This window comes from Lachnospiraceae bacterium GAM79 (assembly GCA_020735665.1).
GTDB lineage: Bacteria > Bacillota > Clostridia > Lachnospirales > Lachnospiraceae > Coprococcus.
Window position 1 is genome coordinate 2,450,206 of sequence record CP085928.1, and the last position, 24,937, is coordinate 2,475,142.

17 protein-coding genes are annotated in these 24,937 nt (G+C 41.9%); 5 read left to right on the forward strand and 12 right to left on the reverse strand.

Annotation, left to right across the window (positions count from 1 at the left end):
* Position 1: 1 nt before the first annotated feature.
* The 8 genes from aspS to recJ form a co-directional block, all read right to left on the reverse strand.
* Positions 2-1,807 carry an aspartate--tRNA ligase gene (gene aspS / locus LK416_11015; GenBank protein ID UEA74179.1) on the reverse strand — a complete coding sequence of 602 codons (1,806 nt, stop codon included), beginning with the start codon at positions 1,805-1,807 and terminating at the stop codon, positions 2-4.
* A 23-nt stretch (positions 1,808-1,830) separates the two neighbouring features.
* Positions 1,831-3,081 carry a histidine--tRNA ligase gene (hisS, locus tag LK416_11020; GenBank protein ID UEA74180.1) on the reverse strand — a complete coding sequence of 417 codons (1,251 nt, stop codon included), beginning with the start codon at positions 3,079-3,081 and terminating at the stop codon, positions 1,831-1,833.
* A 41-nt stretch (positions 3,082-3,122) separates the two neighbouring features.
* Positions 3,123-3,743, reverse strand: coding sequence for an HD domain-containing protein (locus LK416_11025; GenBank protein UEA74181.1), 621 nt, complete (start codon positions 3,741-3,743; stop codon positions 3,123-3,125).
* Positions 3,740-5,233, reverse strand: a complete 1,494-nt coding sequence (gene hemZ, locus LK416_11030) for a coproporphyrinogen dehydrogenase HemZ (GenBank protein UEA74182.1) — start codon at positions 5,231-5,233, stop codon at positions 3,740-3,742. The genes LK416_11025 and hemZ overlap by 4 nt, the downstream gene beginning before the upstream one ends.
* 24 nt (positions 5,234-5,257) lie before the next feature.
* Entirely contained in the window at positions 5,258-5,890 is a 633-nt protein-coding gene (locus LK416_11035) for an MBL fold metallo-hydrolase (protein ID UEA74183.1), read from the reverse strand.
* A gap of 9 nt (positions 5,891-5,899) precedes the next feature.
* A complete protein-coding gene (locus LK416_11040; protein ID UEA75915.1) occupies positions 5,900-8,164 on the reverse strand; it encodes a bifunctional (p)ppGpp synthetase/guanosine-3',5'-bis(diphosphate) 3'-pyrophosphohydrolase in 2,265 nt (754 codons plus the stop codon).
* 137 nt (positions 8,165-8,301) lie between these two features.
* A complete protein-coding gene (locus LK416_11045; GenBank protein UEA74184.1) occupies positions 8,302-8,826 on the reverse strand; it encodes an adenine phosphoribosyltransferase in 525 nt (174 codons plus the stop codon).
* A 91-nt stretch (positions 8,827-8,917) separates the two neighbouring features.
* Positions 8,918-10,795: a single-stranded-DNA-specific exonuclease RecJ gene (recJ, locus tag LK416_11050; protein UEA74185.1), complete on the reverse strand. Its 1,878-nt coding sequence runs from the start codon at positions 10,793-10,795 to the stop codon at positions 8,918-8,920.
* 212 nt (positions 10,796-11,007) lie between these two features.
* Between recJ and LK416_11055 the strand changes: the two genes are divergently transcribed.
* Positions 11,008-11,355, forward strand: a complete 348-nt coding sequence (locus LK416_11055; protein UEA74186.1) for a helix-turn-helix domain-containing protein — start codon at positions 11,008-11,010, stop codon at positions 11,353-11,355.
* Positions 11,356-11,461: 106 nt separating this feature from the next.
* On the opposite strand, the gene LK416_11060 is transcribed toward LK416_11055, so the two are convergent.
* Positions 11,462-11,953, reverse strand: a complete 492-nt coding sequence (locus LK416_11060; GenBank protein UEA74187.1) for a DUF4358 domain-containing protein — start codon at positions 11,951-11,953, stop codon at positions 11,462-11,464.
* Positions 11,954-12,019: 66 nt separating this feature from the next.
* Positions 12,020-13,024 (reverse strand): GDSL-type esterase/lipase family protein, encoded by a 1,005-nt coding sequence (locus LK416_11065; GenBank protein ID UEA74188.1) that lies wholly within the window; start codon positions 13,022-13,024, stop codon positions 12,020-12,022.
* Positions 13,025-13,368: 344 nt separating this feature from the next.
* Between LK416_11065 and LK416_11070 the strand changes: the two genes are divergently transcribed.
* Entirely contained in the window at positions 13,369-14,370 is a 1,002-nt protein-coding gene (locus tag LK416_11070) for an aldose 1-epimerase (GenBank protein ID UEA74189.1), read from the forward strand.
* Positions 14,371-14,669: 299 nt separating this feature from the next.
* On the opposite strand, the gene LK416_11075 is transcribed toward LK416_11070, so the two are convergent.
* Positions 14,670-15,434 carry a hypothetical protein gene (locus LK416_11075; protein ID UEA74190.1) on the reverse strand — a complete coding sequence of 255 codons (765 nt, stop codon included), beginning with the start codon at positions 15,432-15,434 and terminating at the stop codon, positions 14,670-14,672.
* A 291-nt stretch (positions 15,435-15,725) separates the two neighbouring features.
* Between LK416_11075 and LK416_11080 the strand changes: the two genes are divergently transcribed.
* Positions 15,726-18,209 (forward strand): glycosyl transferase, encoded by a 2,484-nt coding sequence (locus tag LK416_11080; GenBank protein ID UEA74191.1) that lies wholly within the window; start codon positions 15,726-15,728, stop codon positions 18,207-18,209.
* Between the two features lie 120 nt (positions 18,210-18,329).
* Here LK416_11080 and LK416_11085 read toward each other — a convergent pair whose 3' ends face one another.
* A complete protein-coding gene (locus LK416_11085) occupies positions 18,330-20,981 on the reverse strand; it encodes a glycosyltransferase (GenBank protein UEA74192.1) in 2,652 nt (883 codons plus the stop codon).
* Positions 20,982-21,277: 296 nt separating this feature from the next.
* Between LK416_11085 and LK416_11090 the strand changes: the two genes are divergently transcribed.
* Complete coding sequence (locus LK416_11090; protein ID UEA74193.1) at positions 21,278-22,228, forward strand: glycosyltransferase family 2 protein; 951 nt, start codon at positions 21,278-21,280, stop codon at positions 22,226-22,228.
* Between the two features lie 21 nt (positions 22,229-22,249).
* Entirely contained in the window at positions 22,250-24,928 is a 2,679-nt protein-coding gene (locus LK416_11095; GenBank protein ID UEA74194.1) for a right-handed parallel beta-helix repeat-containing protein, read from the forward strand.
* The last annotated feature ends 9 nt before the right edge of the window (positions 24,929-24,937 follow it).

The following is a 24,937-nucleotide window of genomic DNA, read 5'->3' on the forward strand; positions in this document are numbered from 1 at the left end:
TTTATTCTTCCGTCTTCTGTTCGTCTAACACTGTAATGTCAATACCCAGCTCTTTGAGCTGATCCTCATCCACATAATCCGGAGCATTTGTCATCAGGCAGGATGCATCCTTTACCTTAGGGAACGCGATCACATCACGGATAGAATCCTGCTTTGCCATAAGCATAACCAGACGATCCAGACCATAAGCCAGTCCTGCGTGAGGTGGTACTCCATATTTGAATGCATCTAACAGGAAACCAAATCTTTCATACGCCTGTTCCCTTGTAAATCCAAGACATTCAAACATCTTCTCCTGAATATCATCCTGATGGATTCTGACAGATCCACCACCAATCTCGTTACCATTTAATACAATATCATAAGCCTTTGCACGAACCTTACCCGGATCTGTATCAATAATCGCCAGATCCTCTTCCATCGGCATAGTAAATGGGTGGTGCATAGCTGTAAACCGATTCTGTTCATCTGACCACTCAAGAAGTGGGAATTCCGTTATCCACACAAATTCAAATACATTCTTATCAAGCAGTCCCATCTGTTCTGCGAGATGGCAACGAAGTGCTCCAAGAGTGTCCCATACAACCTTGTTCTTATCTGCTGCAAATAACAATAAGTCTCCCGGTTCACCGGAAAGTGCTGCTACGATATTGTTCATCTCATCTTCAGTCATGAACTTTGCAAATGACGACTTGTAAGTGCCATCTTCATTAATTACGATATATGCAAGACCCTTTGCTCCGTATGTCTTTGCAAATTCAACCAGAGCATCGATCTTCTTACGAGGCATAGCGCCCTGTCCCTTTGCATTGATACCACGGACAGATCCGCCATTTTCAAGTGCACCTGTAAATACGCCGAATCCACAGCCTTTAACAACATCGCTGATATCCTTTAATTCCATACCAAAACGAAGATCCGGCTTATCAGATCCGAAACGATTCATTGCTTCGATCCATGTCATACGACGGATTGGAAGCTGTACATCTACATCCAAAATCTCCTTGAATAACTTTGCAAGGAGTCTTTCATTTACATCTATAACATCATCCACATCTACGAAGGATAATTCCATATCCATCTGTGTGAATTCCGGCTGTCTGTCTGCACGAAGATCCTCATCACGGAAGCATCTTGCGATCTGGAAATAACGATCATAACCGGAACACATCAGAAGCTGCTTGTAGATCTGTGGAGACTGTGGCAGTGCATAGAATGTACCCGGATGGATACGGCTTGGTACGAGATAATCTCTTGCACCCTCCGGTGTTGACTTACATAACATAGGTGTCTCGATCTCAAGGAAGCCTTCATTTGCCATGAACTGTCTGGCAATGGTCATAACCTTGCTCTTCATAACCAGATTTCTCTGAAGATCCGGTCTTCTCAGATCCAGATATCTGTATTTCAAACGTAATTCTTCTTTTGTCTTACTGTTCTCCTCAATCGGGAACGGAGGTGTCTCAGCCTCTGATAAGATACGAAGGGAAGTTGCTACAACCTCGATATCTCCGGTTGTCAGATTCTCATTTACCGCACCAGCACGCTTACAAACTGTACCTTCGATTGCTGCTACATACTCGCTCTTAAGCTTTGTTGCCTTCTCAAAGCACTCGCTTCCGCATTTGGATTCCTCAAATATGATCTGAAGAATACCGCTTCTGTCTCTGAGATCGACAAATATAATTCCACCTTTATTTCTGCTCTTCTGAACCCAGCCCATTACGGTTACTTTCTGTCCTTCAAGAGCGTTTGAAACCTCTGCACATCTGTGGGAACGCTTCAGTCCCTGCATTGATTCTGCCATTTTTCTATATCCTCCTGTGGTTCTTATCTTTCTTCTAATACACTTGCAAGCTGATCCAGCGCGATCTCGGTCTGCTCGCCCGTTTCCATATTCTTGATACGACCGGTATTGGTCTCTAATTCATTATCACCAATAATGATCGTGTATCTCGCATTTAATTTATTTGCATATTTCATCTGCGCCTTTACACTTCGATTCATATAATCTGTCTCTACGATATAACCTGCCAGACGTAGATCATATACCAGCTTATAAGCTTTTGCCTTTGCGGAATCACCCATGATACCGACATATAAGTCGATCGGTTTTTCCGGTGCGAGATTGATATTTTCTTTCTCAAGGAAATATAGGATTCTTTCAATTCCCATACCGAATCCAACAGATGGCTGTGTCTCTTTTCCATCAATCTCATATACCAGATTATCGTATCTTCCTCCACCGCATAAGGTGAAGCCCTCTTTATTCACAAATTCAAATACTGTCTTTGTATAGTAATCCAGGCCACGAACGATTCCGGTGTCAACCTCAAACGGAATCTCAAGCTCTGTCAGAAGTCTCTGAAGCTCCTTAAAATGAGCATCGCATTCTTCACACAGATAATCAATCGTTCTTGGGGCATCCTTTACGATTGCCTTACAGCCCGGCTCCTTACAGTCAATAACACGAAGCGGATTTTTAACCATACGTTCCTTACAGGTATTGCAGAGTCCCTCTTCATGCCCTTTCAAATAGGAGATCAGTGCATCATTGTACACCTTCTTACATTTTGGACATCCGATACTGTTGATATGCAGCTTCGCATCTGACAGACCGATCTGCCTGATGAGAGTTGATACCAGTGTCATAACCTCAACTTCTGCCATTGGATTTGGAGATCCGACAAACTCAACACCGAACTGGTGATGCTGACGAAGTCGTCCGCTTTCCGGCTTCTCATAACGGAATGCCGGTGTGATATAGAACATCTTGACCGGCTGTGGTTCTGCATATAATTTATTCTCAACATAAGCACGGATCGCACCTGCCGTACCTTCCGGCTTCAATGTGATACTTCTTCCACCCTTATCAACAAAGGTGTACATTTCTTTCTGTACTACATCGGTCGTCTCTCCAACACCACGCTGGAACAACACCGTATGCTCAAATACCGGTGTGATCACTTCCTTTATATTGAATTTCTCACACAGATTTCTTGCCATTGCTTCTACCTGTGTACGTGTTCTCATCTTGTCACCGAACCAGTCACTGGTTCCTCTTGGTGCCTGAGTTATCATATTCCATCCTCCATCTATTGTTCATATTTTTATACTATACATCAACTGATCTGTGATTTATAGCTTCCTTTTAAAATTGACTGAACCTCATCTAAAATATCGGTTGTATTTATAATTCTCTGAAATGCGAGAAATACATTCATGTCAAAATGCCGCACTTCATCGATCACCATCAATAATGCAGTCTTTGGTTCAAATGCTTTCCGGTATGCACGATCACTTATGAGCGCGACAAACACATCACATACACGAATGATCCTTGCTCCGATCGGGATCTCATCTCCCTGAAGGCAGAACGGATAACCGGAGCCATCGTAGTTCTCATGATGATACAGGATAATATCCGCAATATCATCTCCGTAGCCTTCTTTTTTTACGATATCCGCTCCAAGCTTCGCATGGAGTCTCACATAACGCATTTCCTCAATCTTCATGGAATTGCCACGACCATAGATATATGGTGTAATACGAAGCTTTCCGATATCATGGATCATTCCGGCAACCGCAATCTTATGGATCTCATCTTCTGACAGCCCCAGTTCTCTGGCAAGCTCCGACGACAACCGGCTGACACACATTCCATGACGAATGGCATCATTCAGATCCTGTTCATAGTATTCAATTTCTTTATCTATGTCTAAGTTTATAACTTTATCTGTCATTTTGCAAACGCCTGCTTTTTTCTGTCAATCATTTCATCAATTCTCGCGATATAATCGTCTACACTCTTACAATTTTCCACACGATCGATCCGGGTTCCTGTAATCATCTCTCCAGTAACCGGATCCGAATCACCTTCCCTGCGGATCAGCTTACTGGAGCTTCCCGCACCGATTCCTATAATGTCTGTCCGTTCCTCCATAATCAGAATATTATAGAGACATTCCAGTCCATGTCTTGCATATCCGACATTTTCCAGATTGCCGGCCATATTCTTCTGTCTGTACAGATAATATGGTGCAAGACCCAGTTCCTCTGCTGCCTGACCGACCAGTGATAACTGCTCATCCACATCACCTGCAAAGCTGTATTTGTCCATCTCCTGTTTCAGATGTGCTGCCCGTTTGATCGCAAGGGTGTGAACCGTAAGGCTCTCCGGTGCAAGCTTCTTCACTTTTTCCAGCGTCCGCTTCACCATCTCTGCATCTTCACCCGGAAGACCTACGATCAGATCCATATTGATATTATCAAAGCCTACTTCTCTGGCTCTCTTAAATGCTTCTTCTGCCTGCTCCGGTGTATGTGCTCTGCCGATCAGCTTCAGTGTCTCTCCGTTCATCGTCTGCGGATTGATACTGATACGACCTACGCCATGAGCTTTCATCACCTGCAGCTTATCTGCCGTCGTACTGTCCGGGCGTCCTGCTTCGATCGTATATTCCCGAACCTGCGACAGATCAAAATGCTTCTCGATCATGCTGCACAGACGATCCATCTGCTCCGCACTGATCGAAGACGGCGTACCGCCACCGATATAAATGGATACCAGTTTCTTCTCTGTATAACTTGCTGCGACATACTCCATTTCCTTTTCCATTGTATCCAGATAAGCATCGACCTTATCCTTATAAACACCGATCGGATAAGAGGTAAAGGAGCAGTACAGACATCTCGTCGGGCAAAATGGTATGCCGATATACAGGCAGTATTCATTCCGCTCGTCGATCGTCTCAATGATCGCTTTCTCACGTCTGGCAATCTTCACACAGGCATCTGCCTTTTCCAGGCTTGCCACATAAATCTCCTGATACAGCTTCCGTATCTCCTCATCCGTACATCCACGTTCTACCGCTTCCATTGCAATCTTCACCGGACGTACTCCGGTCAGACTTCCCCATGGAAGAACCCTTCCGGTTCTTTCTGACAGCATCCGGTACATCGCACGCTTCAGAATATTACGGAATACCTTTCTGTCATGATAGTCCTGATCGATCACGATATCCGGTTCCACATCCAGACCGCCGTCCTTCATCCAGATTTTTGTCTGATCTTCTGCAAATTCTGCCACAAGTGTTGCAGTAATATCCGCACCAAGTTCAGGCTTCTTCTCTATATTTTCCGGGGTAATAATCTTCACACCCATATAAAACGCCATGAGAATTACTCTCAGGTCATTATTATAATCTTCTACATTCTGAATCAGACAAATCATGTCAATCTAGTTCCTTATCGTTATTTATGAAAAAAATGGATTGAACTTCTTTTCTCTGCCAATCCTTGAAGTTCCGTTGTGTCCCGGATACACGGCTGTTTCCTCCGGCAGTACAAGTAGCTTCGTCTCGATCGCCTCTAACAGATCCTGTTCATTTCCGGTTGGAAAATCCGATCTGCCAACCGATGAGGCAAATAATGTATCTCCGGTAAACAGCAGATGTCCTTCTGCAAAATAATAACACATTCCACCTACCGTATGTCCCGGCACACTGATACATCGTACTACAGTTCCAAGAACTGCAACCTCCTGTCCATCCTGCAGATAAATATCTGCTGACGTCTCAAGTGGATGACCAAACATTGCAGACAGATTTCCTGTCCTGCTCTCAAGTACCTGCTTCTCGTCCTCGGAAGCATATGCTTTTACTCCTGTCAGCTTTCTCAGATCATCCAGCGCCCCGATATGATCATAATGTCCGTGTGTCAGGAAAATGCCAACACAGGTAAGTCCCGCATCTGTCAGACTCTTATAAATAAAATCTGCATTATCCGCCGGATCAACCACGATTGCTTCCTTTGTTTCTTGATTACTTACGATATAACAGTTGGTTCCCAAATCACCCAACTGATATAATTTCACTTCTAATTCTGCCATTCGGATCTCCTATCCCACTGTTCTCTCTATATCAATAATACTGTCAACATTTCGAATCTTTGCAATGATCGCGTTCAACTGATCGACCGATTTGATCGAGAAGCTGATCGTGATTGTCGCCTTACCCTGCTTACTTGTCCGGCTGTTGATACTGTTAACACTGATATTAGCCTCACTTAAGATCTTCGTGATATCAAAAAGGATTCCGCTTCTGTCATCTGCATAGATATTGATCTCTGTCAGGTAAGTATTATCTGCAACCGCATCCTGCTGCCATTCTGCATCAATGATCCTGTTTCTGTCTTCCTCACTCATGCAGAGCACATTTACACAATCTGTACGATGGATCGAGATACCTCGTCCTCTGGTGATAAATCCGATGATCTCATCACCCGGTACCGGCGAACAACACTTGGAGAAACGAACTGCTACATCATCTGCACCCTTTACGATGATTCCTCCCTGTCCGTGGGACGAATGAGGTGTCCGCTTTAATGCATATGCTTCCAGAATCTCCTTATCATCCGGCTGTTCTGTATGATCCTTGTTATATTCTTCGATCAGTTTATTGACAACCTGACCTTCTTTGATTCCACCATGACCGACTGCCGCCATCGTAGCTTCCCAATCGGCAAAATTATATTTCTTATAAACACGTTCCTGATATTCCGGCTTGGAATACAGGGAATAATCAAGCCCCTTTGATTTACAATATGCAAGGATCAATTCCTTACCGCGGCTGATATTCTCATCCTTAAACTGATGCTTGAACCACTGATTGATCTTCGTCTTTGCCTGTGCACTCTTTACGATATTCAACCAGTCTCTTGACGGTCCTGCCGAATTCTGGGATGTTATGATCTCTACCCGGTCACCATTATTTAACTTGGTATCGATCGGAACCTGCCGTCCGTTAATCCGCGCACCCACCATCTTATTACCGACTGCCGTATGAATAGCATAAGCAAAATCAATCGGCGTAGATCCGCTTGGCAGATTCTTGACATCACCTGCAGGCGTAAAGCAGTATACCTGTTCCGCGAACAGATCCAGGTCTGTCTTAACGAAATTCATGAACTCCTTATTATCCGAAGTGTCTCTCTGCCACTCCAGGATCTGACGAAGCCATGACAACTTTTCCTCTTCCTTCTGCATAACCGTACCGGTTATGTTCTCTTTATATTTCCAATGTGCAGCAATACCATATTCAGCCGTCCGGTGCATCTCAAATGTACGGATCTGTATCTCGAATGGTTGTCCTTCCGGTCCGATCAACGTCGTATGAAGGGATTGATACATATTTGACTTTGGCATTGCGATATAATCTTTAAAACGTCCCGGAATCGGCTTATACATCTCATGGATGATTCCAAGTGCTGAATAGCAGTCCCGGACGGTCTCTACCTTAATTCGAACTGCGAAGATATCATAGATCTGATCCAGCGTCTTGTTCTGGTTCTTCATCTTCTTATATATACTGAACAGATGCTTTACACGACCGTCTATCTCCGCATCCAGATGCGCATTATCGATATGCTTCTTTACATCTGCAACGATACGTTTGATATAGGCTTCCCGTTCATGCATTCTCGCATCGATCTGTGCTGTCAGATCCTTATATACCTCCGGCATCAGATACTTCATAGACAGGTCATCCAGTTCTACCTTGATCTTGCTGATACCAAGACGATGTGCGATCGGTGCATAGATATCCATTGTTTCACGTGCTTTTTCCACCTGTTTTGCAGGTGACTGATACTGTAACGTTCTTAAGTTATGCAGTCTGTCTGCCAGCTTGATCAGGATAACGCGGATATCCTTTGCCATAGATAAGAACATCTTTCTCAGATTCTCTGCCTGTACCTCGATCTTATCCGTTGTCATCTTTAACTGGGTCAGTTTGGTAACACCTTCCACCAGAAACGCTACTTCTTCTGAGAACTCTGCCGCGATCTCCTCCGAGGTCATAACCGTATCTTCTACTACATCGTGAAGGATTCCTGCAACGATCGTTTCCTTATCCAGCTCCAGTTCTGCAAGAATAATAGCAACACAGAGTGGATGCATGATATATGGCTCCCCGGACTTCCGAAGCTGTCCTTCATGCGCCTTGGATGCCACCTTATATGCCTTCTCAATCATCGAAATATCTGTGGATGGATGATAGGTCAGAATCTTCTTGATCAGTTCCTTATACAGATCCTCCGGCGGAGTAAAATCCGCAGGTGTAGACAAGTCGATATCTCTTTTTTCCCTCACCGGTTTATTCTCCATTGCACTCGCCTTTGCCGCAAGCTCTTTTAATTCATCCATGCTTTCTGCTTTATCTTTTACGTTTTCCATGATCTTCACCACTTTTCCCAATTCGAATTTTTCTATTCCAATTTCATCTGTGAATCAGATGATCATTTTTATTTGCCATCATAGCAGATGACAGAAGCCACATCATACTTGGCAAGCTTCTCTCTGCCCTTCAAGCCTGCAAGTTCGATCAAGAATATGATCTTTACCACTTCGCCGCCCAGTTCTTCTACCAGTCTTGCAGCCGCCTCCATGGTTCCGCCGGTTGCGATCAGATCATCTACAAGGACAACCTTCTGTCCCGGCTTGATCGCATCCTTATGCATCTCTATCGTAGCACTTCCGTATTCCAGATCATAGGATGCCTCAATCGTCTCTCTAGGCAACTTGCCCTTTTTTCTTACCAGTGCAAATCCCTTTCCATTCTTATATGCAAGAGGTGTTCCAAAGATAAATCCCCTGGACTCCGCCCCGGCTATTACATCATAATCTACGCCCTCAAGCAGACCATCTAATGAATCTATCGCCAGCTTCAATCCATCCGGATCTCCGATCACACTGGTAATATCTCTGAAAATAATTCCCGGCTCCGGGAAATCCGGTATACTTGTAACATATTCTTCTATCTTTTTCATAATCTTCCTCCTACATATATATGTATATTCTACATTTATTTACATTTTCCTTTTCCGCCATCCACATAATATCAAAAGGCCGGTTAAATCTTTAACCCTCATGCTTTCGATATTCGAGCAAACGAATCTGCAGCGTTCTTCTTCCCGCAAATTCATTGATATCCGGATAATAGGCAATATCTAATACAACATGACCGGGCATTCCTTTTAGTATTTTATCACATTCATTTGCTCCAAACCACTGTTTTATGTTAGAAATAAACACTTCCGGGGCAAAACTTATGCCCTCGATCGTGCCACCGTTTTCCATCAGGAACGTAACCCGTAGAACATTCTGTCTTTTCCCCATGATCCTCGCACTTTTTACATACACACCACTCTGGGCAAATACCGGTTTTTCATTTCCTTTTCCAAATGGTTCCAGAAGCTCCAGTTCTTCCGTCAGTGATATACTTACATAATCAAGCGGCATAGGTACATCGATCCGAAGCTTCGGGGTAAGCAGTTTTTCATCTAATGTACAATTCGTATTCATCTTTTCACGAAGTCTGGCAAGATTCCGCTTCTCCATGGAAAAGCCCGCTGCCATCTCATGTCCGCCGAACTTCGTGAAATAATCACTGCATTTATTGATCTCATCATACATATTATAGCCTTCGATCGAACGACCCGATCCCTTAATGATTCCTTCTTCCTCACCATCCGTAAATAACAGCACCGGCCGATAATACCGTTCCTTGATCCTGCCTGCGATAATCCCGACCAGACTTTCATGAAGCTTCGGAATATACATAACAAGCACTTTATCAGATAATGCCGCAACCCCCGTCTCCGGGACTGCGCCCATCAGAAGGCGATCCGATTTCTCAAGCAGCTCGATCGCGGTCTTCGTTCCCTGCTCTGTCATATCTTTTCTGGCATTATTGATATTCAATAACTCAATCGCCCGTTCATTTGCCTTATAGCTGTCGGTTTCGAGCAGGAACTCCAAACTGGTTTTTGCATCCCCGAGTCTGCCCGCCGCATTGATACACGGTCCAATGATAAATCCCAGATCAAATGCTGACAGCTTCTTTCCATCTCTGCCACTGTTTGTGATCAATGCCTTTAAACCATAATTGCTGCTATCGGACAACCGGCGCAGCGCTTCTCTGACAATGATGCGGTTCTCATCTACCAGATTCATAACATCACAGACAGTTGCAATTCCAAGTATCTCAATAAATGCCTCACATTCCGTCTCCGGTATCCCGCACATCCGGTACAGAAGCTGGATAAATTTATATGCCACCCCAGCGCCGCACAACTCCTTGCACGGATATTCACACCCCGGCTGCTTGTGATCGATCACCGCATCCGCTTCCGGTACTTTATAGATCCGGATATTCTTTTCATCTGTATCATATGGAATATCATGATGATCCGTAACGATCACCCGCATACCATATTCTTTCGCTTTTCTCACCGCATCAAATGCCGCAATCCCATTGTCACAGGTAATGATCGTACTAATCTGATCGGCTGCCGCCGCATCTACCATACGGATATTGATTCCATATCCATCGTAGATCCGGTGTGGGATATCATAATCTATCTTATCTCCTGCGGATATACCATTTTCATGCTCCCACACACGCTGCAAGCCTTTATATAAGATATAATTTGAACTCACACCATCCACATCATAATCAGAAATGATCCGTATCCTTTTTTTGTTCCGAATCTCCTCAAGCATAAGGTTACAACCCTTTTCCATATTTTTCATCAACCCGGGATCATGCAGGCGATCAAGACTTCCATTCAGATAGGTATCGATATCCTCATCCGTTATCACATCCCGGTTTCGGATCACCCTGACTGTTACCGGATCGATATGAAAACGTTCCCCGATTCCGAAAAAATCGGCTCGTTTTCCATATACAGTCCATTCCATATCATATTTTATCGGTGGTTTTATCTCTGTTGCCATATCTGTCTTCTCCTGTCCGTCTCACTTGTATTTTCCCTTATAAAAGCAAAGGAATTATACACCAGCCCTAAAAAACGCGTCAACACCTTTGCAGTTTTGTTTATTCGTGTATATACGCATTTTATGCACCTCTCAGGTTATGTGCCAATACACCTTACAGGTTGTTTATTTGATTTTTTATTCTAAATATAATGTATAGTGGAGGTAGTTTTATGGAAAATTTATATGCCAAAATCGGACAACGTATTGTGCAGATACGACACGCAAATAATCTAACTCAATACCAGCTCGCTGAAATGCTTGATATTTCTGTAAAGCACTGTAGCGCAATCGAACGAGGCAAATCCAGTCTCTCATTAGAGAAAATGATCGATCTCTGTGATATCTTTAATATCGATCTGGATTACTTGATCCGCGGTGTGCAGAAAACTGACGATATACCATCTTATATCCCACACACCGTAGTGGAGATCATGACATCTGATGACGAGGAAAAGAAACAACATTTCCGGGACTATATAGAGATTTTTAATGCTATTTCAAATTCTCAATCACAATAACCGACAATCTTCACATCCGGGTATTTATATTAAAAAAGAAGCAGTTGAAATCTAATATATCCGAATCCTTCGGTACATACCAGCCTCCAACTGCTTCTTTTTATAATTATTTGAAATATTTGTCGATGATCTCATTTGCCTTATCCGTATCATCTGTAACACAGTAAACAACATAATTGCCATCTTCCTTGATAATCGCTTTATCCAGACGACTCGTCTCTGACGGCTTATAGTCTGCATAGGATGTTGTCTGCTTTGCCTTTCTGTCTTCGCATGCTGACTTTACGGCATCCGCAGAGCTCTGATCTGCTGCTTCAAATACTGCAATCTCCTCTGCAGTTGCACCTGTTGATACAACAACTACACTGTTCTTTACCTTATCCGCATCAATCCCATAATAAGTAAGCGCCACATTTGTATCTAACTCGGACAAAGAATCTTCAAACGTCAATCCGTTCTTTAATTCATTTGCCATATCTGTCACGTTTATATTCAGCGCTTCCTTCGAATCACCGTTTCCACCTACCGTTGTGCCACATCCTGCAAGCATACCTGCAATACCAAGGATTGCACACATCTTTAAAATCTTATTCTTCATCTACTCAATAACACTCCTTGTCTGTTCTTCTGTTTTTTCTATATCACAATATCATCCATTCCGGATCTACTGTCTTACATATACATTCTGTCTGATGTATTCCAGCCATTTCTTACAATATTCCTGATTACAATGTCTCCCATCCGTACTTGCATCTGCCGGAAGAACACCGTCTACCGTAACACTGCTTGCTACATCCAGATATATGATATCTCCATAGTCCTTACACATTCTCTTTAACAGCTTATTAAATTTCTTGACATTTTTATTATTATAGATCTCATCCTCATCCGATAGCTTCTTTGAAACCGGAAGGATATTTTCTACATAAATCGTTGCATCCGGTTGGATCTCTCTGACTGAATCAATAAATGTCTTATAGTCCTCAATAAAAATATCATCATAAACCCATCCCAACTCATTAAGTCCGAAGGATATATAGATATTATCATACTGCTTAAGCTTTAAAGCTTCTAATGTCGTTATCATTCCCTTATCTGTCGAAACGATCGAATCCGTCATAACTTTTTCGATATTCAGGCCCTTCGAACAGAATGCATCCAGATTACTCATCCCCGTATATAAACTCAAGCCTTCTGTCCTGGAATCTCCAATGATAACTGCTGTATCAAAATAAGCATCATCCGTCGCATTTGCCGGTTTGAAAAGCTTTTTATCATACCAGTCATCTCCCTTTGATGAGAGATCCGGATCTTTATCATTTATATATTTTAAAGTTGCTCCGCCTTCTGCTTCCGAAGTAGATGCTTCCTCACCGGTCGTTACTGTTTCCGTTGTCGGTTCTTCTGTTGTCGGCGCCTCCGTCGTTACTCCTGTTGTAGCTTCTTCCGTATCCTCTGTTGTCGGTTTCTCCTCCGTTCGATCTGCATCGGACTTTGTTGCAACATTTTCCGTATTCACATCCCTGCCGAAATCTATAATTTCCTGTCTATATTTTGTAGCAAATATCGCAATGGAGCTCGCCAGAAAAATTACCGCGATCGCAATAATTTTACATCTGTCGACCTGTGCGTTATGCTGCTTTGCGTTATATCGTTTATCATTGTCCATTATCTGTGCTTCCTCTTTTGATCTTACATTCTAATAAAAGGAAAGGGTTATTACCCCGATTTAATCAGTGTTCACATTATAACATACCACTTTACATAAGTGTACAGATTTTGAAATTTCTACATAATTCGCAGTTTTAGTCGTTTTTCGACTTTTCCCATTGTTGAAATTAACAAATCTTGTTTCATTTTTATGGACACTTTTTAACTTAAGTGTTACTATTCTATTAGATTTTTGAGATGAGTCTGTTTTCACACTCACACATACATATTATTATCTTGCAGACTTTTTCCATTTTATGTATCTTATATTCAAATATTTATCACTTTATATGGGAGGCAACTATGAGCTTTAGCGCAAAAAACTATGATTTTAAAGGCGAAACCTGTATTGAGCTTATCGCAGGAGATTTTCGTGCGTTGATCGCACCTTTTAACGGAAGTAATGTAATGAAGCTGGAAAACACAGCTCTTGATATTGATATTTTAAGAAATGATCTGTCACTTTCTCCGGCAGAATTAAAAGCTGCTGCCGAAGTATATGGCATGCCTACCTTATATCTTCCAAACAGATTATCTCATGGAAATCTGAAAACCTCAGATGCCATGTATCATTTTCCTTGTAACGATCCACTCGGAAACCATCTTCACGGTTTTCTTCACAAACGCTGCCATACAATTGATGACATGTATGTAGAAGGTGAAAGTGCTGTTGCAAAGACATCTTATGTATATGATGAAAATGATGAATTTTTCGAGACTTTCCCTGTCAGCTTCAAGGCTGAATTTGTCTTTACACTGACATCAGACGGACTGGATTATTCCTTTACACTGACCAACCTTTCCAAGGTGCAGATGCCTTATGGTGTATGTAACCACATTGCATTCAAAGCACCATTTACAAATGGCGGAAGCGGCGCAAATGTTCGTTTACAAGTTCCAATCGGTGACAAATGGGAACTCAGCGACACCTGCATCCCGACCGAGAAAACACTGCCGCTTACCAGATATGATATGATGTACAAAGAGGGTGACATGGTTCCTGTTCTTCAGGATATCGACAACGACCTCTATACCGCGGAGATGAATGAATTAGACGGCAAACCATTCTATGGCGTCATCGTTACAGATAAAGTTACAGGTGTCCGTGTCTGCTACGAAGTATGTGATATTATGAAATACTGGATCATGTGGAATGATCACGGCATGAAAGAATTCTTCTGTCCGGAACCTATGAGCTGGAACATTGATGCTCCGAATCTCTCCGGCGACCCTGCCGTAACCGGCTACACCGAACTGGCTCCTGGCGAATCCAAAACCGTAACCGAGCGAATCTTTGTCCGGTAGAAAATAGTTTATAATAAAGCATTAACTTTATATCTATCATCATACACAGGTTTGACAGTAAAAAAAGACATACATATTCCTGTAGCAGACCTCTTTTCACGTCGGTACTTAATGAACCGCAAAAGCGGTGAATTTAGAACCGTTACGTGAAAATAGAACGAAAGTGTTCTGCGAAAGGAATGATATATGTCTCTTTTTATTGTCAGACCGTCATGCAAACAGGGCCTTAGCTAAAAAACACGGCATATGTATTCTGTGTAAGGAATAGCATATGCCATGTTTTCATATAAGGCTCGGTCTTATTCGTTCTCTACCGTTCCGCCGATATACCATTTTCCGCCCTTCTTGTAACAGATCAGTGACATCTTGTCATCCTCTGTCTCTGTCTCTCCAAGGTAGTTTATTGTCATGGTATAATCAACATCACAGATATAAGCACATCTTACTTTGCTTGCTACAGATGTATCACCATACAGACCTTCGCACATATTCTTGATAGTTGCTCTGTTTGCCTTCTCTGTTGATGTGATCTTGTAATCAATAGAATACTCAACCCCCATAGAGGTCAGAAGCTCGAAGCTGCTGGATAATGTTGCTACATCATTATCCGCAACGCATTCTTTGTCAACAAGCGATACAATCTTTGCTGTATCTGCTTCTTCGATTCCGGTCATGAAATCATCAACCAGCTTTTTACTCTTCTTTGCTCCACCGATTGAACCGGAAAATAAGAATATTACTGCCGCTGCAATTACCACAAGTGCAATAATGATTCCAATAACTGCTCCTACGCCGGATTTCTTCTTTTTGGTTGGCTGCTGATAATCTGTGCCATATGCATTTCCCGCATAACCGTTCTGCATAGGATCTCCCTGATACTGTGGTCCACCATACTGTGGATCCATCCCCATTCCCTGCTGTGGCTGTGCATCATATGTAACACCCTCCGGCTGCTGTGGCTGGTCATTCCCCGCAAGTTTAAAACCACCACTTGTACCTACTGCTGCCCCACAAACAGGACAAACAGATTCATTTGTCTCTGCTCCGCAATTTGGACAATTCATAATCTCTCCTCCTAAAAGTAAAAAATAATAAATAGTATTTGTGAACTTTTTATGTCTGTTCACATTTTGAGTGTATCAGATGATGATTCTTTTTACAATGATTATTTTTCCACTTTTATCCTGGGTTTTGTTGTCAAATATACTATTTTATTATATAATATGTCCATATGACTGTTTTTATAAAGGGCGTGCTATGTCCTTTGTAAGGGAGAGATCATGAAGCAGCGGATACTGCCTGATAACGGCAGACACTACTTATCTTAATACACATGAAAGGAAGGTATATATTACATGAAGTTTGGTTATTTTGATGATGCCAACAAGGAGTATGTCATCACATCTCCTAGAACTCCTTATCCTTGGATCAACTACCTTGGAACACAGGATTTCTTCTCACTGATTTCAAATACAGCGGGAGGTTACAGCTTCTACAAAGATGCTCGTCTTCGTAGAATTACAAGATACCGTTATAACAATGTACCTATCGATATGGGTGGTCGTTATTTCTATATTAACGAGAATGGTACAATCTGGAATCCGGGCTGGTCACCGGTTAAGACAGAGCTTGACGAATATGAATGCCGTCATGGTATGGGTTACACAGTGATCACCGGTAAGAAGAACAACTTAAAGGCAGAGGTTACTTTCTTCGTACCTCAGAATTATGCCGGAGAAGTTCAGCAGGTTGTTCTTACAAATGAAAGCTCAGAAGAGAAGACTTTCTCATTCTTCTCATTTGAAGAGTGGTGTCTCTGGGATGCACAGGATGACTGCACAAACTTCCAGAGAAACTTCAGTACAGGTCGTGTAGAGGTTGTTGGTTCTACAATCTACCACAAGACAGAGTACAGAGACAGACGTGATCATTTCGCATTCTATACCGTAAATGACGAGATTGACGGTTACGATACAGACAGAGATTCATTCATCGGACTTTACAATGGTTTCCACAACCCACAGGCTGTTGAAGCCGGCAAAGCAAATGATTCATTCGCAGATGGATGGTCACCAATCGCTTCACACTACAAGAAGATCACTCTTGCTCCAGGCGAGACAAAGACTCTTGTATTTATTCTTGGATATGTTGAGATGCCTGTTGACCAGAAGTTCGAAGCTGATGGCAAGACAATCAACAAGGTTAAGGCTCTTGAGATGATGGAGAAATACAACACTCCTGAGAAGGTTGCAGCAGGTCTTGCAGAACTCAAAGAGCACTGGAACAACCTCTTAAGCATCTTAAATGTTAATACTCCTGATGATAAGGTTAATCGTATGGTTAATATCTGGAATCAGTATCAGTGTATGGTTACATTCAACCTTTCACGTTCAGCTTCATACTTCGAGTCCGGTATCGGCCGTGGTATGGGATTCCGTGATTCCAACCAGGATATACTTGGATTTGTTCATCAGATCCCTGATCGTGCAAGAGAGAGAATTATTGATATCGCTTCTACACAGTTCCCGGATGGCGGATGCTATCATCAGTATCAGCCACTTACAAAGAAGGGTAATGCAGATATCGGTGGTGACTTCTCAGACGATCCATTATGGCTGATCCTTTCTGTATCTGCATACATCAAGGAGACAGGCGACTGGGGTATTCTTGATGAGATGGTTCCATATGACAACGATATGTCCATCGCTAAACCGATGCTTGACCACTTAAAGGTTTCTTTCTACAAGATCGTAAACAACCTTGGACCACACGGACTTCCACTTGCAATGAGAGCTGACTGGAACGACTGTATCAACCTTTCATGCTTCTCCGATACACCGGGTGAAAGTTTCCAGACATACACCAACCCTAAGTTCGCTGCTGAAGGCGGATACTCAAAGGTTGCTGAGTCAGTTATGGTTGCTACACTCTTTACATATGCAGGTCCTAACTATGTTGCTATTCTTAAGCACCTCGGAATGGACGCTGAAGCTGAAGCTGCTCAAGCTGAGATCGATAAGATGAAAGCTAACATCATGGAATCTGCTTGGGATGGCGACTGGTTCTTAAGAGCATACGATGCAAACGGTGAGAAGATGGGATCTAAGGAATGTAAAGAAGGACAGATCTTCATCGAGCCACAGGGCTTCGCTATTATGTCAGACATCGGTAAAGATCAGGGCTGCGACAAGAAGACACTTGCTGCTATTGATGAGCGTCTGAATACACAGTACGGACTTGTACTTAACAATCCTGCATTCACAAAGTATTACATCCAGTATGGTGAGATCTCAACATATCCGGGCGGATACAAAGAGAATGCCGGTATCTTCACACATAACAATGCATGGATCATCTGTGCTGCTGCTTACGCAGGCGCCGGCGATCAGGCATTCAAATATTACTCAGAGATTGCTCCTGCTTTCACCGAGGAGACATCTGATATCCACAAGACTGAACCATATGTATATGGTCAGATGATCGGTGGCAAGGATGCCGGTTCCGATATCGGAAAGCCGGGCAACCACTTTGGTCAGGGTAAGAACTCATGGCTTACAGGTACAGCTGCTTGGAACATGGTAGCTATTTCACAGTACATCTTAGGTATCTCAGCAGACTTCGATGGTCTTAAGATCGATCCATCTATTCCTGCTGCTTGGGATGGTCTGAATGCTACACGTCAGTTCCGTGGTGCTACATATGATATCAAGGTTACAAATCCGGATCATGTAAATAAGGGTATCAAGAGTGTTACTGTAGATGGCAATGCTATTGAAGGCAATGTTCTCCCTGTATTCGGTGATGGCAAGACTCATGCTGTAGAAGTAGTAATGGGCTAATCCATATAACAAATTTCATATAACCATATAATAAAGACCCATATAGATTTATTACACAGATTTCAATTCTGCTATAAACTATATGGGTCTTATTATTTCTTCTGTAAAAATGTGCTCCGTCTATAACGGCATCTCTCTTATAACCTTTACCATAACCGCAACACGATCACGGAATGTATGTCCATTCAATGCAATCTTCTGTCCGGCTTTCGCCTTTGCATCGCGTTCTTCTTCGTGTTTCAGATAATAATCGATCTTTTCTTTCAGATCCTCTCGTCCATGATATGTCACAACATTATCCCCAAACAACTCATGTATTTCTGGAATATCGTCGCTGATTATGAATGCGCCAACGGCCAATGCGTCAAAGATACGATTTGAGATAATTCCATTTTCTCTCATATCATCCCAATGATCATTTAGAAGAATCTTTGCATCATGATATGCCTGTCCAACCTTACTGTTATCCATATAATCACTGACAACATAATCCTGAACCGGAAATTTTTCCCAATGTCTTCCATATACTGTCAGCTTATGTTCTGTTGGAATAAGATCCTTTAAGATCGGCCGGAATACATGCCGGGAGTTTCCTACAAACAACAATTCATATTGCTTATCATGTCCTTCTTCATATACCATCGCACTGTCATCTACACACTGCTGTGCAACTCCCGATGGCACATGAAGCTTCGAGGCAAGCTCATCATGCATTTTCTGAGAAGCGAAGAATACATAGTCATAGGAATTATATTCGTCTATCGTCACATCATCCGGATGTGAAATATTCCACATGATATATTTCCTGTTATCTCCCATCGGTCTGTAATAAGGATTTTTCCCTCTCAGCACGATCACATAACCCGCCCGGCTCTGATCATACCAACGGTCTCTCGGAAGAACATTTGCCTTATACCCAAGCTTTTCAAATTCCTTTTTCATTCCAACAGCAAAATGCTGGTCTCCCCAGTATTTTTTTGATTCATCATCCGGCATCGCCCCACATATATCGATCTCATCCGAACAGACAGGTACATCAAAACACCCACTGATCATCTGAACAAATCCATGCGCAGTATCCTCATATATATGATTCTTTATGACATATGCTTTCTGTTCCGCAAGATATTCTTTCTTCTCTGCCGGCGTCTTTTCATTCATACAGCTAAGATCATACAAATCGTAATCCAGATCAAACCTACAATCCATATCAGCCGCCTTATCCTGTCCGGCTTCCATCTCCAACTTCAGACAAACTGTATTATCTTTCTGCTGCCATAATATCCTGATCAGATCATTCTTGCAGTTATACACTGCTTCGATATCATAATCCGGACAAACAGGAACCAATATATCTGTATCAACCCCTACGTTATACCAATCCTTCTTCGCAGTCCGGCTGAGTATCTTCACTTTACAGCCAAGTGCTTCAAGTGCTGCCCCAAAGAATAATGCATGATAATATTCCTCTGCATCTGTACCGGTCTTCGCATCCGACACGGCAAATGCAATTGTCAATTTCTGTTCTGTGAACATATGTGACTGACTGATCTTATCATTGAATAACTGCTTTGCAAGGTATCTCTGCCATTTACCCTTAAATACCATCATGTTATGAATACGTCTTTGCTTCTTTTCTTTTGCATCATCTTTCTCCTGCGTTCCGAATTCATAATGATATACTACAGAACCGGGGCAGTAATAATTTTTATATCCGGCTAAATGCAATTTTAAACATAAATCGACATCCTCATATCCGTATATATATTTTATATCAAATCCTCCGACTTCATCAAATGCATCTTTTTTAACCAGCATAACCGCCGCCGTTACTGCTGCGCGTTCCTGAAGTTCCAGACTTATATCCGAATCCGGCTCCCCGTTTTTCAGATTATATGGTTGAATAAAATGTGCCTTTTCCCGTATAACATCCTTAAACCCAATTCCGGCATGCTGAAGCATGTATGATTTTTCCTCATTTGCCGATCCGACAGGGATCTCCGGATAAACCAATTTTGCTCCAATTGCACCGGGCTGATCTGCTTTCTGTATGGCAATTAATAATTCATCCAGCCATCCATCCGTTACCTGAGTATCATTATTCATAAATAAAAGATACTCGCCCTTTGCCTGTTTTGCTGCATAATTATTTGAAACGGAAAATGACAGATTTTCATTTTGCTTAATTATTGTCATATCATATACCGACCTATAGGTCTCCAAATAATCCACAGACCCGTCTGTTGATGCGTGATCCACAAAAATAATTTCTATATTTTTATAAAAATGACAGTTAACGAACGACTTCATCAATCGTTCCAAATTCTTTTTCCCATTTTGATTCAATACTATGATCGACACAAGCGGTCGTTTTTCTTCCAGAAAACGAATCTCCTGAATATACTTTAATTCATCGTTCTGTTCCGGCGACGGATCTGCCTTCCAAAACATCCACTCGGTTTTTCGTTCAAACTGCCGTTCCTGTAATCTTGCAAGATCTGCCATAAGACATCCTCCGGCTGCATCCTCACGCAGTTTCTTCATCTGTCTGTTAACCTTGGCAAGCTCCGCATTCACTGTTTTCTTTTCTGCATTTAGCTGTTTGATCTTATCTGAAAGATCAGTATTTTTTTTCTTGAGTTCAGTTATTTGTTTTTTCAGACTTGAAGCTTCTTTCTTAAGTGCTTTTATTTCAGCAAGCGCATTTCTCCATTTGTGAAGAAATCCCCGGATACCGGGTAGTTTTGCGATAAAATTCTTTATTCCTTTCAAAGTTATCTTTTCTCCTGATTTTATGATTTTATGTTGCTATATATCTTTTTCCTTAATTGTTAATTATAGCATACCCTGTCTTTGCTATGCAAACTCATCCTGTCACTTTCAAAAGCCACCTTCAAAAGCCCACTGCCAAAAGAATGAGAGAAGGATCATGTATTCAAAAAATATATCTTTAATATCGTTCCGTTTTCAAATATTAATTCTGTCAGTATTATCTCCGGAATGCTTGACACCTACATTCCGGTAACTTAAAATTAATCATATATCAATAGTTATTTGGGGGAAATTTCATGAAAAAGTTAACACTGATCATTCCCTGCTACAACGAGGCAGATGCCCTTCCTCTGTTTGCGGCAGAGCTAAATAAAGTCATAGTTCAACTGACAAACTATAATACAGAAGTTCTTCTGGTCAATGATGGTTCATCCGATCAGACATTGACTGTCATGAAAGAAATCTGTGCATCCGACTCACACTATAAATATATCTCATTTTCCAGAAATTTCGGAAAAGAGGCAGCCATGTATGCCGGTTTCTGTAATTCCGACGGTGACTATGCCGCTGTTATGGATGCCGATATGCAGGATCCACCATCTCTGCTTCCCGAAATGTTAAACTGTCTGGAAACCGAAGATTATGACAGTGTTGCGACCAGACGTGTCTCTCGTATAGGTGAACCACCGATCCGTTCTTTCTTTGCCAGAAAATTCTACAAGCTTATCAACAAAATTTCTGATGCCGATATTGTAGATGGTGCAAGGGATTTCCGTTTGATGCGAAAAGAAATGGTTGACAGCATTGTTTCTATGTGTGAATACAACCGTTTCTCAAAAGGTATTTTCGGGTGGATCGGCTTTAAGACCAAATGGATCCAATATGAAAACGTCAACAGAATCGCGGGAGAAACCAAATGGAACTTCTGGGGACTCGTTAAATATGCGATCGACGGTATTATCAACTTCTCGGAAACTCCTATGTCCTTTGCCTCCGGTCTCGGTATTTTTCTGACCATTTTGTCATTTATCATGGTCATATTTATCATTATCCGAAAAGCAATATTCGGTGATCCGGTTGCCGGCTGGCCATCTCTCGCCTGTATCATTATATTCATTGCAGGTTTGCAATTCCTCTGCATGGGAATTATGGGAAAATATATGGCAAAGACCTATCTGGAAGTAAAAAATCGTCCACATTATATTATTTCCGAAACAAATAAAGAACACATAGATCGAATAAATTAATTTGTATAGAAGGCGCATTCATTGAAAAAAATATTACTTACTTTACTTACCCTGACTCTGTTCTTTCTTCTGTTTTCCGCACAGACCAGAATAACCGTATCAGCCGCAGAAAACAGTTCCTCTGATGAAACAACGATCAAAGTATCCGCCAAAAATGGCAGTGATATCTCGGACAAACTGCGTGAAGCTCTGATCAATGCAAGAGACCTCGCAGAAAGCTCCGGCCAGATCATAACCGTCAAGGTAAAAAAGGGAGATTACTATCTCTCAAAGTCCCTGCACATATATAGCAACACAACCCTTGATGTAACAGATGTACATTTTACTTATCAGGGTACTAAAAAGATCAACATGGTCATCAGCGGAACAAATGCCCCATACCGCGGCTATGAACATTTCAATTCCAGTGAAGGCTGTTCCGGCTATGATGCCTTTGAAAATATCACGGTACTTGGTGGAATATGGGAAAGCACACCCGAAAATGCCGGCAGTATGATCCGGCTCTTTCATGCCAGGAATGTCACTTTGGATGGCTTGACACTGATTGGCGGAGGCTGTGTACATCAGATGGAGGTCGCTGCCATCGATGGTTTCTATGTCCGCAACTGTACTTTTCTGGATCATGGCAAGAGCGCAGACTCCACAACTAATTTTCAAAAACAGGAATCCATCCAGCTTGATATGCCATACAGTAATCTGGTATATCCCGGTGTCTATCAGGATGGTACGCCTATGAAGAATGTCGAGATCACACATAATACTTTTCGAAATATTGCCCGCGGTGTCGGAACACACACGATGCTTTGTGGATCTTATCATGAAAATATTAATATCAGTAATAATACATTTGAAAATGTATTGGAGGAATGTATCATTTGTCTGAACTATGTAAACTGTCAGATCAAGGATAATACGATCACAAACTGCGGTGGTGGTATCCTTGTTGAAAATGCAAGAGATTACGATCGTTCCATGAATACTTCGATACTGGACGGAAGTAAAGTGTATGCCGGCGCAACCATCCACGACCTGAATACCGAGATCAGTGGAAATACCATACAGATCGTCTACCATCCAACCACGCTGATCGTAGCCGGAATCTATGTATATGGGAAAAATATATCCGATGATGCACTTGGTGGAGACGGCTATCCTCTGCCTAAAGAAAATCATTATATCAGCTCTATATCTATCCGGGATAATACGATCATAACCGCAGGTGATGGCATAACCATATCCGATGCCAGAAATTGTGAGATAGCAGGGAATTCCATCAAAGGCGCAAAATTTTCAAAGAAAGATCCATATGCCAGATACAGAGACGGAATTCGAGTTGATAAACAAAGCTCCGATATCTCTATAACAGGAAATTCTATTAAGAATATGTCCAGAAACGGTATTGTAATATATGATCGTTCCTCTCTGTCCGGCATAGTAAACAACAATATTAAAAGCTGTTCCAAGTCCGGAATCAAATTAACAGAACACAGTATCTGTGCAAATGATATAACAAATAATATAATAAAAAAATGTTCTTTCGGTGGTCTGATAGTTGAAAACAACAGCACGACTTCCGATATCATCGGGAATACACTCTCAGCGGTAAGCGGTAATCCCGCCATCAAAATCAGCAACATGAGTACTGTCCGTTATATCAACTCCAACCAGATTTATGACCTGGGGGAGTACAGAAAAAAAGAGGTTGCCTCGGGCATCGTAGTAAGCGGCAGATCAACTTCAAAAGGAATAGAAAGCAACCGGATCTATGCATCCAAGTCTAAATACTCCTCCGGTTACGGCATTCTGATTGATTCAGATTCCAGATTATCTGAATCAGTCAGCAACAACACAATTTCAAATACAAACGAATACTCTATTGCCGTTAAAAGCTATTCCAAGATAGCAGGTCAGATTAATCGTAATGATATCACCTCTGCCAGAAAAAGTGCTATTGCTGTTACCGATTCCTCCATAATCTGTGATAATATCGAAAGCAATCATATCTCAGGCAGCGGTACAAACGGTATCTTACTTGATAAAAAAGCAACCGTCCGGAACAGCATCGCCGGTAATGTTATTACAGAATGTAATAACTATGGCATCAATATCCAGAGTATAGAAAACGACCTGACCGTTGCCCACAATGAACTGAATGAAAATAAGAACGCTGCTATTAATATTGCCGCAGGAAAAAAGAATCTGACCACTATATCAGGAAATATATTATCCGGCTCAGCTTCAATCAGTGGTATCCGGCTATCCAAATGCAAAGTATCGATTGCATCCAATGAATTTGAAAAATTCAAATACGGAATCCATGCTGCAGCTTCCGTTTCAGGGTCAATCTATGATAATATATATAGTGATATAGCAAAAAAAGAAATCTACATTGATAAAAAAGCCCAGAAAATGAATACAGTCATTTCATCAACAGTCGAAACTACGACAGATAATGGAAAAAATAAAGCAACGATCACATGGGATGCTGTAAAGGGAATGGACGGATACGAATTACAATACAGCACATATGCAGATTTTTCCAGCAAACAGGTTATCCACCTGAATGCAAAACAGACATCTTATACCCTACACGATCTGCCAAATAACAAACCGGTTTATTACCGGATCAGGGCATATAAAACAGTGGAAAACATCTGTATTTTCGGAAATTTCCAGACGAACTATTTTATTCTCAGATAAATGGGATCA